This window comes from Pseudomonas sp. GLN_2, assembly GCF_043106005.1.
GTDB lineage: Bacteria > Pseudomonadota > Gammaproteobacteria > Pseudomonadales > Pseudomonadaceae > Aquipseudomonas > Aquipseudomonas alloputida.
Genome location: NZ_JBICMC010000084.1, coordinates 20,162 through 37,667 on the forward strand (window position 1 = coordinate 20,162; position 17,506 = coordinate 37,667).

Sequence of the window (17,506 nt, forward strand, 5' to 3'; positions counted from 1 at the left end):
CGTTGGAGAACAATCCGCATACCGCGAGGCTAAGCGCGTTAAGTCGCAAAAAATGTAAGGAAATTCCTACTCTTCAATGGAAAATTCCTATAAGTGGATCGGCAGCGGACGATTGCCAAAGCCGCTGCCGAGGCTTGCTCAAGGTTGGCTTACGTCACACGAGCTCCCGGTACCCTGATCGGCGACGCTGATCTTGTTGGCCGTGGTATTGGAGGTAATGGGTGGCTGCGTGTTGATGACGTAGCTCACCTCGGCCCGCCCGCCGGACGGCGCGGCGTCATAGATGGGCTTGATGTGCTGATCGTACGGCTCGACTCGCGTGACGAAGCCGTTCGCGATCTGCTCGGCGTTCAAGGTCACAGTCCAGGTTTTCTCAACGCCATCGATCAGGTTGCCATCCACAATTTGGTCATACACCACCCAGTTCAGTGTCATGGTGGTGTTTGGTGGCACATTGAAGCGGCTGCAGGGCGGTACCTGCACCCTGATCGCCGGGGCGGCGGAGAGGTCATCAGGGTCCCAGAGGGATTGGCAACTCAGCCAGAGCCGGTCCGTTAAACCCAGGAACTCGAGATCGTCGGCCGTCATGTCGATGGCCGATACCTCTACGAACTGTGGAAGCGACTCCTGTTCATTGAGCGCGTTTTCGTCGCCCCTCACGGTGTAATGCACAGGCAGCGCCAGCTTGTTACCAGCTGCCTCGATATAGCTCCACGGGATCGTGACGGACTTGTCGGCACCGGGTGCCTCATCGACAACCCAGCGTGCCGGGGTCACCTGCGTGCCGTCCCAGTAGAAGTCCACTACCTGGGGGGCTGCGGCGCCCTCGAATACCTTGAAGGTCAGCGTGGCGTCTCTGCCGCGGTCGGCCGGGGGAATGAGGTTCGTATCGCCGCTGAAACTGGTGATTGTGGGGGCGAGCATCTTGTCGTTGACCGGGTCCGGCCAGTCGGGGTCGGGGTCAGGGCGTTCCGGGCCAGCAACGGAAAAGTCGACAGCGAAGTCATCGGCCGCCGGTCCGTAGGCGGCGTGGCCACGTAGCACCTGATAGCTGACAGGGGTCGCTACCTCCCCCGAAGCCTTGCCGTATTCGTTTCGCAAGATATCGCTGGGTACGGATATCGATATAGGGAAGGGGCGTGAGCCCACCTGTTCGGCGATCAGGGGCGACGTGCCCCACTTGATCGCGATCTTGTCCTCTTTGCGGTAATTGGTGTAAGCCGGTATGTCCACCTGCACACCCGCCTGTGCATCTTTCAGGCTCAGTACGCCGTCATCTGCCGCTAGCGGCACCTCGGGTGGCAGCAGGTCCTTGGGCTCTGGTGTGAGCACCACATCGACCGTCGCCGGTAACCGGATGCGACTGCGGTTCTGGGCTTTGTCGAACAGGTAGTAGACGATATAGAACCTGCCATCGCCCAGGCTGCGTACCACATCTGCCGGAATGGTTATCTTGCGGTCGTCTGTGACGGTGCCATCGACGACAGGGTTATCGTAGTCCGCATTTTCTTCAGGCCATTCCTTCAGATAGAACGCCTGGTAGGTATCTTTGGATGTACGGTCCGGGTATTCAGGTATACCCAGTTCAATCCCGGCCTGGTGGTTGGTCAGGTAGGCTTCGTTGATGATGTCCGTAGGCGCGGTCAGCGGGGGAGCGGGCTCATCCCCCCAGGGCGGAACACTGTCGCAGATCAGCTCGATGGGATGTGAAACATATTGGTCGCCCTTGTGGTCGACCAGTTCGTAGCGAATCCACAGTTTGCCATTGCGTGGAATGGACGCCTGGGGAAAAGCCAGTGCTAACGGAAAGTCTCCTGGCACGAGGGGCGGGAGAAACTTTTCGACAGGGCCAATGGCCCTGAAGGTGTTTTCGGCGCCAGTCAAGGTGAACTGCAGTTGTAACGTCGAGTAGTCATTTGGATCATTGCCCGGTGGCAGGTCAGACCATGCGGGGATCTCGACGGTCAGGTCGGCTTTCAAGCGGTCTTTGTGCAGCGTGCCATCGTCACTGTCGATGATGCCTTGGACATTGGGGGCGGTCACCGGTAACGGCGCTGTCTTGTCAGGGGCATCTTGCAACTTCAGATACTTGCGCCGGGCTTTGGTGGTGCGGTCATGTTGCTGCGTGCTGAACGTTAGTGGTTTCATTGTTGTCTCCAACAAATATGCCTGCCTGAGGTGTTGAACTGCAGTGACGGGGTTTGTGTTTCGGTTTGTTATTTAGCGTCTGATTTCTGCATACGGTAAATATATTTTATGGCCGACTGGAATATCCTCGGCTATCGGGAAGAAATGCTTGGTTTTTAAGGCTGAGAGGGGGGCTTTGGGGTGGGGGATTTGCCTTGCCATTTTTATGTCGTAAAGGGTTTTCCCGCTGTTAATCAAAGGGTCGTCGGTGATCGATGTGACGGCATAACTGCCAGTGCGGACTGCAATATTTGTTATTCTTGAAAGCAACTGCAATGCGCCCACCGCAAGCCCAAAGATAGCTGCCGAGTAATTCAGGAGTGTCCCAATATTGTTCCGCGTTTCATGCCCCGAAAGTATCCCTTCCGTTTGTAGCGTCGTACCGCTGACTGACAACGTAGCTGTAGCCACCGTGGCCGCCAACTTGATGCCGGTGGCGAGCGATACGCTGGCAATCGCCCCGACGCCTGCCGAAAGTGCCGCACCCGTGCCACTGATGCCGCCACCGGCGGCTGACCAGGCAGCCGCCATTGCCGGCGCAGCTACGCCCCCCGTTATCACGACGGCGGCCACTGTGCCAATGGCGGCGAAGAGTATGCCCAGGCCCATCCCGATCCAGCCGATCGCACCCAAGGCCCTGCCTTGCCAGAGGCTGTAGCTCTTCAGGTCTGCCAGCGATCGGCTCTGCCCGCTATAGCCGATGCTGTAATGCCCGGTCGGGTCGCGGAAGGTTATCGGGTTGCCTTGGCAATAGCCGTAGTAGTTCAGCCCCCCCGCGCCGAAGGGGCTGAGTGCGTCGGGGCTGTGAAAGCGCATCAGCACCGGGTTGTAGGCGCGGTAGCCACTACCGAGCAGATACCAGCCGCTGTCGGGATCGAGCGCTTCGCCGTTGTAGCCCAGGGTGCCGAGCAGTGGATCGTCGGCGTGCCGCTCGCCATAGGCGGTATAACGGACGGCGCGCGTGCTGCCGGCCTGGCTCTCGGCGATCACGCTGTGGCTGGCACTGGTGTGCAGCAGCAGGGGCGATTGCGCACCAGTGCCTTTCTGCTGCTGGCCCAGCGCCTGCTCGTCATGATGCAGGTACAGGGTTTGCAGGCTGTCACGCACGGCCATGCGCAAACGCTGGCCGTCATGCAGCAGCAGCGTGCGCTCGCCGGCCTCGGGCCTGCTGACCAGCAAGCCGCCTGCGTCATAGCCATAGGTGTCCGGGGCGCCGCTGTCGTTAAGGCCCAGCAACCGGTTCTGGCTGTCGTAGCGAATCGGCCGGGCTTGCTCGTCTCGGGTCAGGTTGCCATTGGCATCGTAGCTGAACTCAGGATTGGGCTCGGTGCGCGGCGGTGTGTACTCGATACGCTGCAGCTGGCAGGGGTCGCGTTCGGCATGAATGAACGTGGCGCGTTCAGCGGCCGGCCCACCTGTGAAGGAAGTGACGGTCAACTCGATGTTGTTGTAGGCATCGAAGTTGAACACCTGCATGGCGATGCTGCGGCCCAGCGCATCGCGAGGTTGGTCCGGCCCTGTGCAGTTGTACATGTTCAGGCGTGCATGGCTGTCGTAACCGAACTTTTCGACCAGTCGCGATACTCCGCCGACCTGCAGGGTGCGGCTGAGCAGGAGGTCATCCTTGTCCCAGACGGTTTCCTGTGTACGTTCTGGCTGCCCGGGCTGACGCCAGGTGCGTTTGACTTCACGGTCCTGGTCGTCGTACTCAATCTCGGTTTCCAGGGCCTGTGCGCTGGCTCGGTCATGGCTTGTGATGAATTTGATACGGCCCAGATCATCGTATAGGAACTCGGCCTGCAGCTGCCCCTGAAGGGTTGAGATCAGGCGGCCCTTGGTGTTGTACTCGTGGGTGGTGTCTTCACCGTAGGGTTCGTGGGTGTTCTTCAGACGATCCTGCAAGGTGCTGCTATGAATGCGGCTCCAGGTCTTGCCGTCGCGCTTGTCCTCCCAGTGTTCGGCGGTCAGCTGGTTGGCTTTGTTGTATTCGAAGCGCCGCGCGCATTGCCGGTTGTCGTCGCTCAGCAATCGGGCGCTGACAGGGTCGTAGGCGAAGCTGGCGTGGTCCTCGGGCGCGGTGTTGCTGATCGGCTCATTGGTCAGCTGCAGGTTGTAGTCCAGCTCGATGGTCTCGCCAGCGGGGTTGATGCGTTGGCGCGGTATCGATTCACCGTCGCGGAACAGGAAGTACTCCGTCCGGTCACCGGTGGTGGTCCCTATCAGGCGGTCCAGGCCGTCGAAGTACTGCGCGCCGATCTGGCGGGCGGGCAACTGCACATTCGCCGGGGTCACCACCAGGCGGGTCGGCAGGTCTTCGGCAGAATGTTCGGCGTAGGTGCGGGTGAGCAGGGTTTTATTCGGTTGCTCGGTCGTGAGCATCCGGCCCCAGGCGTCGTAGCTGAATGCAGTGGTGTGGTTGCGCTCATCCGTTTCGGTGAGCGTGCGTCCGAGGCCGTCATAGCTGTAGCGGCGTTCGCCAATCAGCTCCCCCAACGCATCCAGGCGCTTGCGCAGCACCGGCTTGTTGAACAGGTTGAGCCAGGTCTCGGTCTTGCCGCTGATGGCCCGTGCCTGGTGGGTGAATCGGATGTTCCTGCCGTTGCGGTTCTGCACCTGGGACCGTGATCTCACTTTCCCGGCTTCGCGCCAGCTGTAGCGAATGGCGCCCTGGTGATTGGCGTCGCCGATCGGGTCCAGTACGTTGTGCTGCTCCACGTCGTCCGGGCCGATGGTGCAGCATTGCTCACCCCAGTCGTCGTACCGCGTTTTTGTTACCAGGTGCAGGTACTGCTGGGCTTCCAGCCAGTCGGTAACGCTTTCCTTCACCCGGTTGCCGTAGGCATCGTACTGGATGGCCAGGATTTCGTAGAAAGCGCCCGGCCTCGCCTCGAGCACGTTGTCACGGCTCTCCCGGGTCGGCCGTCCGAGGCCGTCCAGCTCGGTTTCGGTGGTGATGCCGCGAGCGTTGGTGACTCGGGCGCGGGCAATGTCGGCATCGCTGGCACAGAGTTGGTAGTCGTAGCGTTTTTTGGCCTCGAACGGTGTCTCTGGCGAAACCCTTTCCTCGGTGACCCGGCGCAGGGCGTCGTACGCCCATTGTGTGTGAACCCCGTTCTCGTTGAGTTCGTAGAGCTTCTCGCCATGCAGCAGCGAGCGCCGTTGAACGGTGGATCGTTGCGCGCCGTCGTAACCAAAGAGGGTCTTGCGGGTTTCCAGTACCTGATGGCCGCCCAGAGGGTCTAGCAGTGAATTGAACTGGTACTGGGTGGTGGTTTCCAGCTTGTTGCGTTTCACCACCTCCTGATAGCGGCGGCCATGCCGCAGGCTGGACTTGGGCGCGTCGAGGTAATAGTAAATTTTCTCTTCCAGGGGGGGCGCCGGATCGTGCGCATGCGTCAGGGTCTCACTGTGCTCGACAATCATGGGGTTGAGGGTGATGGCGTTGCCTGCCAGTGGCGCCAGCGCCTTGTAGCGGTAGTGCTGAGTGAGAACAGGGGCTTGCCCCCGGCCGCTGCTCGCCGGGGTGGTGGTTTTGCTCTTCAGGTGACGAACGAAACCATTGGCATCACCGGGGTAGCCATCTTCCGCTTGCGTGCCATACCACTCTTGGGTCTCGGTCACGCCGTTGGCGAGTTTGCGCCAGATGATGTTGCCCGATGTATCGTAGGTGGTTTCGACGGTTTCAAGTCGGCTGCGCGTGATGTTGTCCGCCAGCGACCAGCGTGTCTGCTCCCTGATCGGCATTTGCAGGGTCGACACCTGTTGATTGAAGGGGACGTCCTTGATGTTGTACTGCATGGTGACTTCATGTACGCAGTTGTTCTGCACGGTTCTGGTCGAGGTCAGCAGATGGAAGCGGTTGAAGGTGCGGGTGATGTCGCGCAGTGCCGTTCCGTCCTCGTCGCGCAAGGTTTCGACCGTTTGATACTCAAAGTCGTACCGTTTCGACTCGTACAGGTTGTCCAGCCCGTTGTCAGACCAACCGATCCCGGCGCCGTAACCCAGAAAGTTGTTCGAGCCCGGGTAGGTATAGGTTCGCTGGAACGCAGGTTGGCCACCGCCCGGTTCGATGACGTGCCGGGTCACGCGCGGCAGGGGGGGCCGGGCGTCACCGGGGAACAGATGGCCACGGTCCTGGTAGTAGAGATATTCACGGGCACCGGTCGGGGGCTCGATCTTGCTCACGCACAACAACCCGTTCACCAGGGCGTAATCCAGGCGCCAGCTGGCCAGCTCACGGGTTGGCAGCACGATTGATGCGACCCAGTCAGTATTGATCAGGTTCATCGCATAAAGGGCAACGGGCTGGCCGTTGTCGCCCTGATAAGGGCGCTCGCGCAATTCGATGCGGCCATCGTCGCGTTCGATTTGCAGCAGGATCTCCTTACGCTCGTCGCTGATCGAGTAGAGCATCATGTAAGACGAGTTGAACGGTTGGTACTCGAGGTCGATCCTGTGCCCCGTGGCCGCGTAGATCTCCACCGGCAGGGCGATACGCCCGTTCGCGCTGCCCATTTCTTCGAGGATCTCCACCAGGCCTGAACGGTGCACCACGCGATAGCGCGCGTTGCCGCCTGGCCCGGCAGGCTCGCGGTACAAGTGAAAGTGCGCCAGCCGTTGCTCCTGCATTTGCAAGCGTGAACCCGAACTACCGGTCACTTTGAATGATTCACCGCTGTATGTGGTGATGACCTGTGTAAGCGGTGCGAACTGCGTCAGTGACAGGTTCCATCCCCGCCCCCAACCCGAATCAATCATATTGAGCGGGTTGAAGTTCAGGCTGAGTTCAAGCTCGGGGCCGGAGAAGTAATTGGCGCCCAACTCGGGAAGTTTGATGGACAGTGTGTATTGTCCGGTGCGGCTATCGACACCGCTCTCCATGAAACTCATGAAGTTAAGGGCGTTGGAATGCAGTGAAGATTCCGTACTCATAATGAACGTTCTCACTCTGCTTGTCAGGGGGGCGGGCGCTGTAAGACAGGGGCTGCGCGTGCCGAATACGTGTCGACAGTAGTGGAAGTTTCGTGTGTTGACACCTATCAGTTTTGCCAGGTGTTCAGGTTCCGGTGCGGTGTTATATCTATGCCAACTCTCGAATCGGACATGTGCAAGGCGGAGATATTCATACATGGACATGCCAGACGTTTCACACCTTAATGAACGTATGAACTCTGTCGACCTGGACGCGCTTGGCAGTGCTGATCTGACGACTTGGATTAGCTATCCCGGCATTGCCGAGCACGACCTGGTATATATCAACTGGCGGGGGTGCAAGGCCGACAACAGTGCCGAGGACCTCTTTGGCGAACGCGAAGTATTGAGCCTGGATGCCGGCCGCGGGGAGATCCTGATCGATAACGCACTCGTCACTGCCTTGCGCGGTGGCCAGGTGTTCTATTCGTTCACGCGTCTGGACAACGCCGGCAATCCTGTGGGGCCTGAGTCCAAGCGTCGTTTCTTCTTCGTTGACCGGCCCGCTGAAGGCATATGGGCTTTGCCGGTTGCCCACTTTCAAGATGCCCATGAGGGGGTGATCGACGTCAACCTGCTCAATCCCGAAGGCATATTGCTGGCAACAGCGCCCTATGCCGCCATGGCCAAAGATGACAAGGTTTTCCTGAGTTGGGAGCCCTGGCTCAACGAGTCCTTGCCAGGTGTGCCGTTCGAGCAAGTACTGGAAGTGCAGGCGTCTGATCCTGGCCGACCACTGCTGTGGCACCTGGATATCGGCGTGGTCTTCATGTATATCGGCGGGTTCGCCTTTTTGCACTATCGCATCGAATTCGCCGATGGCACCAGCAGCCGGTCGCCAGTGCAGCGCTTCGACATCGTTTCGCCCGCCGCCGGCGACCCACCGCCGGCACCTTTGCTGGCGGCGCCACGTATCCCCGGGGCGACGGATGGCGCGCTAGATCCTGATGACGAAACCTATCGCGCAGGCCTTCTGGTGGAGGTGGACCCCTATCCGGAGCTGGAATTGGGCGATTCGCTGGTGCTCTATGCCGTAGGGCCGGAGGTGACGCTGCGCAGCCTGCGTGTGGATGCGAGTTCGGTGGACAGCAAACGCTTGACCTTCCACCTGGAGCGGGAGTGGCTGCAGAGCGAGGTCAACCGCGGCAAGCGGTTCGCGTTCAGCTATGAGTTTTCGCGTCAGGGCGTGCAGAGGCGCTCCCAAGTGCTGGATCTGGTCTTGCAGCGCAAGCTTTACCTGCCGTTACCGATAATCCCGGACGCCACGCAGGAAGACGGTGACGCGTCGTACCAGGGCGTGGTCCATCCAAGCAGGCTGGAGTGTGGCGCCGAAGTGCGCATCCCGGCAGAGGCCGAGCTGGGTGATGGCGCGGAGCCTGCGCCGACCGTCAACCTGCATTGGGAAGGGCACGGCAGCACGGGGGCAGCCATCGTTCCCCGGCCGCCGTCAGGTGACACACTCCTGTTCACGGTGCCGCGGTCGGCCATGGCCGCCAATCTGGGTAGACGTCTGTGGGTGTACTACACCGTCACCCGCGCCGGCGAAACGCCACGCACATCAGAAAAGTTCGAGCTGCGGGTAAGCGATTTCGATCAGCGCAGCTACCCGATAATTCAGGTCAAAGGTGCCGAGAACCGGGAATTGAAACTGCACGAAGTTCCAGTGAATGGCGCTTTGTGCACGCTGCCTTTTTGGACATTTATGGCAGAAGGGCAATTGCTGGGTATCGAGGCGCTAGGCCGTTCGATATCTGGCCAGGATGTCACGCATATTCTGCGTCCCCCCACCGAGGCGGTGACATACGACGAATATTCGGATGGCGTTATTGAAGCCTACCTGCCCAAACAATTTCTTGAAAACCTGGAATTGCGCAAAGATTTCAGGTTGACCGTATCTGCAAGTTTCGATGACGGCGAAACCTGGCGGGCATTTCCAATCGTTGATCTTAAGCTGGTTCCTTAAACAGACGCGCCTGCGTGTGTGTAAATGTGAGGTGATTTATGTCGAGCAATTCGAAACAGGATTTGCTGGAGTGGTTGCAGTCTGACTACCGGATGTTGGGGTGGAATACGATTTTCGCTATGCAGAAGGACAAGGCGGACACTTTGTTGACCCAGGAATATATACGGCGCTTCAAGACCAGCGCTTACCTTGACCCTATCAGCGGTGAGACGGCGCCGGACAATGGTTACAAGGTTTATATGCAGAACTTTGTTCTGGATCACCCGCGGTTGTCATTCGATAATGCCGATATCACCGGTTCGCGTGCCAGCCTGCGTATGAAAATACTCGGCGGCAACCAGGTAGGGCTGAAGCAGGTGGGGGCCCATTGGTACCCACAGCGGATCGATCGGATAGAACCACTGGTCGGGCCAGAGCTGCGCCTGCGTCTGGAACTGTCCGACGTGCCTGGCTATGTCGCTGACAACGGCGCATTGACGCTGGACTTGCACAACAGTGATGACTTTGTGGTGACCTTCTCGGATTCCAGGCGCGTTCGCGAGCTGGGGGGGGACTTCTTCAAGGAGCTGTTCCGCGGGTTGCCGGACCATCAACGTGTCTGGTCATTCGGCAGCATCGAACATGGCGAAAATGACCTGATGCGGCCCGAGTCGTTCATCCTGCGTACTCAGCGTAACCCCTCGGTCGCCCTGGCCCCGATGGAGAGCGATGACGCCGCTGACGTGGACGGTGCGCTCGTGGGGCTGGTCGCCATGGGGCCCAGTAACGGGCCGCAGAATATGCCTGGCCCGGAATACCGTTACTTGATTCCCGATGACAACGGTGATTACTCGGCGACGGTACTGCTTGATAAGGCCTGGGTTGCGTTGGCTACCGTGTTAAGCAAACTGCCATTGGAGTTTTTCACGAATGTTGAATTTAAATTTGAACGTGCAGAAAACGGTGATCTGACAGCGACTGCCATTGCAGGTGTAATACCCTCAGAGACAGCAAGTCATGTTGAGCCTTACCATGAGCAAAACTTGCGCGGTAGTGTTGATTGCCGGGCGTACATCGATTTAATTACCGATGAGCTGCCGCTCAAGGATGTGCTGAAGTTTCGTGTGTCAGGGGAGCGTGTGTCCATGGAACTGGTGACCGTTCATACAGCCACTGCGGATTTTACCCGCTATGAAGAAATCGTCGCCACCCCGCAGTCCTGGACGTGGGGGCACGCGTGCGTGGGGCTCTGGCATGCTGAAATCAATGTGGAAATAACAGCCAGTTGGCAGATACAAGACCTGCAAGGCGCTACGTTGAAACTTGAAGAGTATAAGCACAAAATATACCCCAAAGAGAACAGTTCGTATAAATTTGAAGGGGACCCCTACGAAGATCAGATCAGGGCGTTGAGCCTTTTTCATGTACTGTGGGGAGTTGCAGCGCCGAATGTTTCATTTGTCTCGCTGAGAACCGATCGCGGCCCCCTTGCCGCGGCAAGAGCCGCACTCGCCAAGGACCTTCGTTCAGACCTGTACATGGAGGAATTGATCGATAAGACCATCAAGCTGAACTTTGGTGGCGCGATACTCGCAGGCGAGCGGCACATGCCCCGCGACATTGCCTGTTTTGGCAGCGTCGCTCCACAGCTGACCACGTTCGCCGTCAATCCCCTGGAAAAAATCGTGACCCACGGCAGCACGTTGCAGCTTGCCACCGTCCCGGCGCAAGCCAACGTAACCTGGTCGGCCGAGTCGGTAGAGGGCTCCTCGGATGACCCGGGCCATTTCGACCAAGACACCCATGGCCTGTATCTGGCGCCCGGGGCCACGGGCATCGAAGGTGAATTTACCCGGGTGCGTGTCACTGCCACTGTTCCAGGCTCAAGCGTTGCCAGTTCGGCCCTGCTCACCGTGGTCAAGAACGCGCTGCAGGTCAGCCCATTGCTGTCGGTCTGCCAGGTGGGCGATGAGGGCGTCAGCCTCAAGGCGGACAGTGTCGCTGAAGGACCGCTGCAATGGCGCATCCTCGGCGCTTCACCCCATGGCAGGCTGGCGCAGGAATCGGGCACGGCCAATCGCTATATCCCCGGCGAGAACCTGCCCGACAAGTCATTCATCGTCGAAGAAGTCGAGGTCCGTAACAGCTTGACCGATGAGCACCGGACGCTGTGCATCGTTACCCAGATGACCCTGAAACGTCCCTCTGATGTGGTGGTGGACAAGCGCGATGAACAACACGCCAGGGTGTGGCTGTCGATCCATTTCAGCGAGGCGTCAGGTGTCGACCAGTTGACGGTGGTGCATGGCCCGGGGCAGATCGATATCGATGAAGACGGCAAGCCTTACTACCAGGCCGACGCCGCGAGCCCCGCACATTTCTGCGTGGTTGGTGCGGTCTGGAGGCTCTCCCCCGACTTACCCATCACGCTCGAGGGGTTCATCGTGCTGCCGCTGCCGCTGGGGCAGCACAGCCAAGCCTATCAGGCCCTTGAGCAGGCAGCGCAACGGGCAACGCGCAGGTAGTCAACCGGCGTTCACCTAAACCCATACCTTTCAGCACTCCAGTTGAGCGGGGCCACATCATGCCTACCAATTACCTCTCGGTCATCACGACCTGGATGAAGCATAACCACAAGCACCTGAACTGGGACCTGACGTTCGCCACGCGTCCCGAGGCCATCAACGACCTGCTCGCGTTGGCACATTGCAGCCAACCAGACAGTGCCTTGGGCGATATCGAAGGTGAGATCGCCATGCCCGATTCCGATGTCACCCACATTCTGACGGGCTACCGCATGGGGCCGCCCGCACTGGTGGATATGCAAGCGAACTACACGTCGCCCAAGGTCCGGCAAAGCCTGGCATTGGAAGGCGGCAGCCATCTGGTCATGGACAAGACCGACGGGTTGCTCAGCCTGTCGGTTCATGACCTCCTCGACCCGTTGCCGGTCACTCAGACAGTGCCACTGAGCGCCGATGCCCAGGGCGTGAGCGCCGACCTGCGTGAAGGCACGGACACCGAGCTGGACCTGGGCGGTGGTTTGCCACAGCGGCAGGCCGCCGGGCGATTCTTCAAGGAGGTGCTCAGCGGGTTGGGCAGCGCCCGGCAGGTCTATCCCTTGGCGGACTTCAAGGCGCTGTCTTGCAACCCCTACCTGGCGGTTCGGCACAGTGAAGTACGCACCCACGTCAGCAAAGCCGACGGCAAGTCCGCACTGGTGATATTCGCGGGTATCAACAATGGCTCTGTGGGCAACCTGCCCGGTGAGCAGTCCGATTACCCGTTCCTGCTCCCCGATGATCTTGCGCAACCGGTCGACAGCGCACTGTTGCTGACGTCGCGCTTCCTGCACCGTGCTGCGTACGCCACGGGCCTGGCGCAGATGCTCGAGGGTGGCGCGTTCGATGCCCGGTTCGATGAGGACAATAATTTGCAGCGGCTGGATGCCACGGCCGGCCTGTTGGAGGTGTACCCCAGCACTTACGAGAGCGACAAGTATCAGTTTGCCTGCGAGGGTTTCAAAATTGCCGTGGACGCAGGGGCCCCGGCCAGCGATCAGGCGCGGGCTGCCCTGGCGGATTTTCAGCCCCTTCTGAGTGTCACCTTCGAACACGATGAGGTCCGCCAGCACTGGAAGTCCCATTGCACGCTGACCTTCACCTACAAGCCCAAGCCAACAGGTCCCCTGTACAGCCGAACCGCAACGTTCCAGTTCGACCTGCAAACGGTGTTCACCCTGAATGCACCTGCATCACCTGAGGAAAGCGCTGGCTGTATGTTGCTAGGGCAGGTTTTGTGGCCGTGGCAGGCGGCCGAAGTGACGGAAGTCAGTGGCCTGCCCACCGACACGCCATCGGACCTGCGAGAGGAGATTTATGCGTTTGTCGCCTTCCTGGTCAAGCAGGCGGTACTTGAAGGGCTGGCCAGGGAGTTGACGGCGATGATCCCGGAACAGGTGATGGCCGGTCTGTCGCTGGCAGATGGCAAGCGCCTTGTACCGTTCGACTTCCAGTTACCCGATGGAATGGCCGTGTTCGCCAGCGGCTACGGCACGGCCGGCATGCGCATCGTCGATCGCCCCGTGACGCTGGCACCCGGGCAGCGGCATACGTTCAGCGTTGAACCGCCGCGTGAAGGGCTGACATGGTCCCTGGAGGCTTTGCCAGGCACTGTCGGTGATCTGGGGCGCATCGACCCCGCCAGCGGTGAATACCGGGCACCGCCTGCGCACGCCATGGCGGGGAAGCCCGTGCGGGTCCGGATCATCGCCACCGACCCGGGTAATAGCAAGCAGGCCATCAGCATGGCCTCTGTGGCGCCCGCGACATTGACGGTCAATCCACTGATCCGGGTCTGCTACTTCGACGACACACTGACCCTCACGGCGGGTGCGCAGACCGGAGACCTCGACTGGTCTGTGGTCGATGATGGCGAAGAAGGACGGGGCTCGGTCGTCGCTGAGGGCGATGGCAGGCGTTGCACCTATACCGCAGGCAGTAAGGTGGATGCCAACGTGGCCTACGTGCTCGATCAGGTCAGGGTACAGAACCGGGAGACCAGCGAGTCGCGTTCAATCTATGTGCTGGTACGCCAACGGCGGCCTGAACTGGTGATCGACGTCAAGCAGTTGCCCGATGGCGACCTGCAGTTGACAGGTATGTTCGATGGGGTAGGCCAGCCAGACACCCAGTGGGCATTGCCAATTGCAGGGACTGGCGAGATCGATGAGGCCACTGGCCGCTATTCCCCTGCAGCTGCCGACGCCGATGCGCGTTTCGCGCTGATTACCGCCAAATGGGCGATTCCAGGTTCTGTCTTCATCCTCGAAGGCCACCTCATTCTGCCGCTGCCCCTTTCCTTGCACTTCGACGCCGCACGGCGCGCTGCCAGCCCGACAGGCCAGCGTGTGGCCGCATCACCATCCATTGGAGGCTGAGACCATGTCCAATTCACTGCAAGAACTGCTCGAGCTCATGAAAAAGGGCTCAGTGACGCTAGGCTGGGGGGCGGTTGCTGTCTATAGCCGTGACCGGCTCAACCGCTTGCTGGAGCAGCAATACCTGACGCGCTTCAAGGAAAACCGCTACCTCCCGCCTTTCAGTCACACGTTCGCAGGCGTGGGGGTGAAGGAGGCCGTGAGCGTTGAGGCGCTGGAGTTCGGTACGCCCTTGCTGTCGTTCAGCAATGCGTCGACGAGCGATGCCAAAGCAACCCTGACCATGAACATCATCAAAGGTACGGTGAACAACAGTGGCAAGTTGGTCAGCAGCGTCGAGATCAACGAGGCGTCGGGGTACTGGCTGCAGATGGAGGTCGACCTTGAGACCGTGCGCGGTGAGGTTCACCCGTACGGCCTCGTTGCGCTCAACCTAGCCAAGGGGGGGCGGTTCACCAGCAACCTGTTCGAGGATAAACCCGACCTCGCTCAGCAACTGATCGACGCACTGCAAGCCTGGATGGGCGAGATGCCTGGCCGTTGCGCCAGGTTCGAGCTGGGCACCGTGGACTTTTCCGGTTATGGCCCGCTGACACCTACAGGCTTCATCCTGCGCACCCAGGCGGCACCTGGTGCGCGAGTACGCGATGCCGTCAACTACGGCGATGGCGCAGTGCTGGTGTTCATCCGTCTGCGCGATAGCCTGCTTGATGGTCAGCCGCCAGGTACAAGCTACCCGTATCTGTTGCCCGACGGCGATTACTCGGCGACGCTGGTGCTGAACAAGGACATGCTTGGCCATGCCTCCGACGACGGCCTGGAGCTGCTTGCCCGACTGCTGTTCCCTGAGCTCAATGCCTTTGTCAAGAAAGTGGACAGTACGCCGCTGGACCGCGTCATGTTCGGCAATATCGACCCGTTGCGCACGCAACTGACGGTGAAACCGACCATGGGCACCGTGGTGACGGCCGGCAAGACGCAGCAGTTCCGGTTGTACGACGGCAAGGATCAGCTGATCACTGCCAGCGCCTGGTCGGTGATCAACCCGCAAAGCCATGATGACGCAGGGCATGGTTCGATCGATGGAAATGGCCTTTTCACGGCCCCGTCACCGGAAGTGATCGGGCAAGAAGTGCAGACATTCATCATCAAAGCTGAATACAAGCAGGGTGAGGAGACTTACCATGCCGCCGCCCGCGCGCTGGTGATTTCCGAGCCAGTGCTGGCGATGCCTGCCTTCGGCGCCTATCGCCCGCAAGAGAGTGCGAACGGTATCGACCTGTGGAATGCAGGTAAAGGCAACGTCAGCTTTGAAATGCTCGGGCAGCCGCTGGGCCAGATAGCCAGCCTGGGCAATGGGCGCTCGCGCTTTGTGCCTGATCAGCAAGCCGGCCGGCGGATTCTGGGCGTGCAACGATTGCAGGCCGGTTCAACGGCAAAGGGCTACAACGCGCTTGTCCTGGTGAACAACCAGCCACTGGTTTCGGTTGACCCACCTTTCGTACCCAGGCTCGGCCACGGTGAGGCCACCCAGCTGAGCGAGGTGAACCGTATCATGCCCAACGAAGCGCGGCGTTGGCGGATGCTGGCAGGGCCGGGCAGCGTCTCGCCATCGGGCGATTTCCGGGCTTCTGAGCTTGCTGTTTCGCAACCCAACGTAGTGACCTGTGAAGTGGTGCGCAACGGTGTCGTGTTCGCGGCGGGCTACAGCGTGGTGAAAGAGACCGCGGTCAAAGCCATCAGCGGCTGGGTGGATCTGCAGCGCTTTGCCCTCACGGTCGGCAAGAGCCCTGACGGTGTGATCGGCACTGTGGGTTCCAATGGTTACCAGCAACTGGAACTCGAGGTCACCGTCGAAACCATGCAGGCGAATGGCCAGGACTACAAACTGAGTCTGGACGAGATAGCCTCCATCGCGCTGTTCGACAGGTCGGGGATGAAGATTCCTTTTCTGTGCGGGGATGGGATTGACTCGGGCTCTGGCAATGTCTGGCGCACAAACCTGAAGCCGAACGATTTCATCCGCGCCAATGAAAGTCTCATGGCGACTGAAGGGCAGGGGCCGCAGCCCGCAGCGCCACGAGGTGCGGAGGACCGAACCATCCGCCTGCAGATGTTCTTGCACCGCCGCGGAACCTCTACGTCGGAAGTTTTTTACGCCGGTTTCCAGGCAAGGACCGGGCGATGGTTCTACTCGAACGACACCCGTCATCAGAATGCCGAGATCGAGGTCAGGGTACACACGCCGGACGCCTACAAATCCACAGACTACACGTTAGTTCGCAGGCGAGTGGCGGGGGGCGGCACTAGCGAAGGGACACACCCGGAGCACGAAGATTTCGACCTGCACCCGGAGACCGACGATTACTGGATGTTGAGCTACAACCACGGGACCTTCTATACCGCCGAATTCGTCAAGGCCAAGGAAAGTGATAACGACAGGGATGTGAATACCTCGATGGTGCGCTGGGAAAGTTCTTATTCTTCTGAGTTCTACCGCAGTTATACAGGGTATGTTTTTCAGGAGTACAAAAAGCCAATGCCGGAGTTTGTTTCCTTTGATCCTGACTCGACACCATTGATCAATGGTGTCGGTCGTGAAGTGAGCTCGGTATACGAGCCCGGTCTTTTGGCAATTGTTAATTTCCGTCGACGGGACTTGCCATATTACAGTGCGACCATTAATCCGTCTGTACTTAATAAGCTCAGTAAGCCATTGCGTGTGCAGTTGCGCGATGCTCAAGGCAATTTGCATATTGTCCAGATCGATTATCTGTCCCCTGACACCATCGGTGATCGTAATATTCTGGTCCACACGGTTCCCTCGCGACCGACGGGCAGAGAGACTTCGATTATCCGTCTGAGCAATTACCATGAAGGAGAACGCGTATGAACCGTTATTGCATGGTGGCACTTTTGAGCGGTATATTTGTCGGCGTGGGTCAGGCAGCGCCTGCGCCAAGTAGTGCAGGCACGATTCAGCTCGCCGAGCTTATCGAACCCTCAGGACTGCCCGGTGGCAGGCAGTGTACGATCTCGGTGAAGCCGGGTGAAGTTAAAAACTTCAAAATGGCGGACACCAACTGTAAGAATGATACGATTACCTTCTTCAAATTCAATAATATACCCTCAACGTCAGGGGTAAAATTTAACTCCGAGGAAGACTGCGGAGCACAAGATGACTGGGTGTTTATCGTTAAAGCAATAAAGCAGCCGACCACCACGGGTTGGCTGAGTATCCCAGAACTTGATGGGCATCTCGAGGGCGACATCGTGGCGCCGGGATTGGAGCTTGTGAAACATCACTATGATCATGGCAATATTAAAGGCAAGCTATCTTGTGTGCAGCTTGGTACGCCCTCTCCTTAAATAGTCCTGATTCTTTGATGGAGCTAGGTAATGAGCACATCCACTTCAGTGCATTCCAACGCTTTTAACTTTTCTTCCTATGTTGAAAGCGGCGTTGA

The 17,506-nt window shown here is 59.2% G+C and carries 7 protein-coding genes; 5 read left to right on the forward strand and 2 right to left on the reverse strand.

What is annotated here, in order from left to right; all coding sequences use genetic code 11:
- Positions 1-138 precede the first annotated feature (138 nt).
- The gene (locus tag ACF8Q6_RS20280; protein ID WP_392493746.1) at positions 139-2,148 is read right to left on the reverse strand and encodes a hypothetical protein; all 2,010 of its coding nucleotides are present in this window, start codon (positions 2,146-2,148) and stop codon (positions 139-141) included.
- 72 nt (positions 2,149-2,220) lie between these two features.
- On the reverse strand, positions 2,221-7,119 hold the full coding sequence (locus ACF8Q6_RS20285) for an RHS repeat-associated core domain-containing protein (protein ID WP_392499372.1): 4,899 nt from the start codon (positions 7,117-7,119) through the stop codon (positions 2,221-2,223).
- Between the two features lie 196 nt (positions 7,120-7,315).
- Here ACF8Q6_RS20285 and ACF8Q6_RS20290 point away from each other — a divergent pair, with 196 nt between their 5' ends.
- The 5 genes from ACF8Q6_RS20290 to ACF8Q6_RS20310 are packed head-to-tail and all read left to right on the forward strand — an operon-like array spanning position 7,316 to position 17,408.
- Positions 7,316-9,121 (forward strand): hypothetical protein, encoded by a 1,806-nt coding sequence (locus ACF8Q6_RS20290; protein WP_392493744.1) that lies wholly within the window; start codon positions 7,316-7,318, stop codon positions 9,119-9,121.
- Positions 9,122-9,159: 38 nt separating this feature from the next.
- The gene (locus tag ACF8Q6_RS20295) at positions 9,160-11,625 is read left to right on the forward strand and encodes a hypothetical protein (protein ID WP_392493743.1); all 2,466 of its coding nucleotides are present in this window, start codon (positions 9,160-9,162) and stop codon (positions 11,623-11,625) included.
- Between the two features lie 59 nt (positions 11,626-11,684).
- Positions 11,685-14,039, forward strand: a complete 2,355-nt coding sequence (locus ACF8Q6_RS20300; RefSeq protein ID WP_392493742.1) for a hypothetical protein — start codon at positions 11,685-11,687, stop codon at positions 14,037-14,039.
- A gap of 4 nt (positions 14,040-14,043) precedes the next feature.
- Positions 14,044-16,932, forward strand: coding sequence for a hypothetical protein (locus ACF8Q6_RS20305; protein WP_392493741.1), 2,889 nt, complete (start codon positions 14,044-14,046; stop codon positions 16,930-16,932).
- Positions 16,929-17,408: a hypothetical protein gene (locus ACF8Q6_RS20310; protein WP_392493740.1), complete on the forward strand. Its 480-nt coding sequence runs from the start codon at positions 16,929-16,931 to the stop codon at positions 17,406-17,408. The genes ACF8Q6_RS20305 and ACF8Q6_RS20310 overlap by 4 nt, the downstream gene beginning before the upstream one ends.
- Positions 17,409-17,506: the final 98 nt, after the last annotated feature.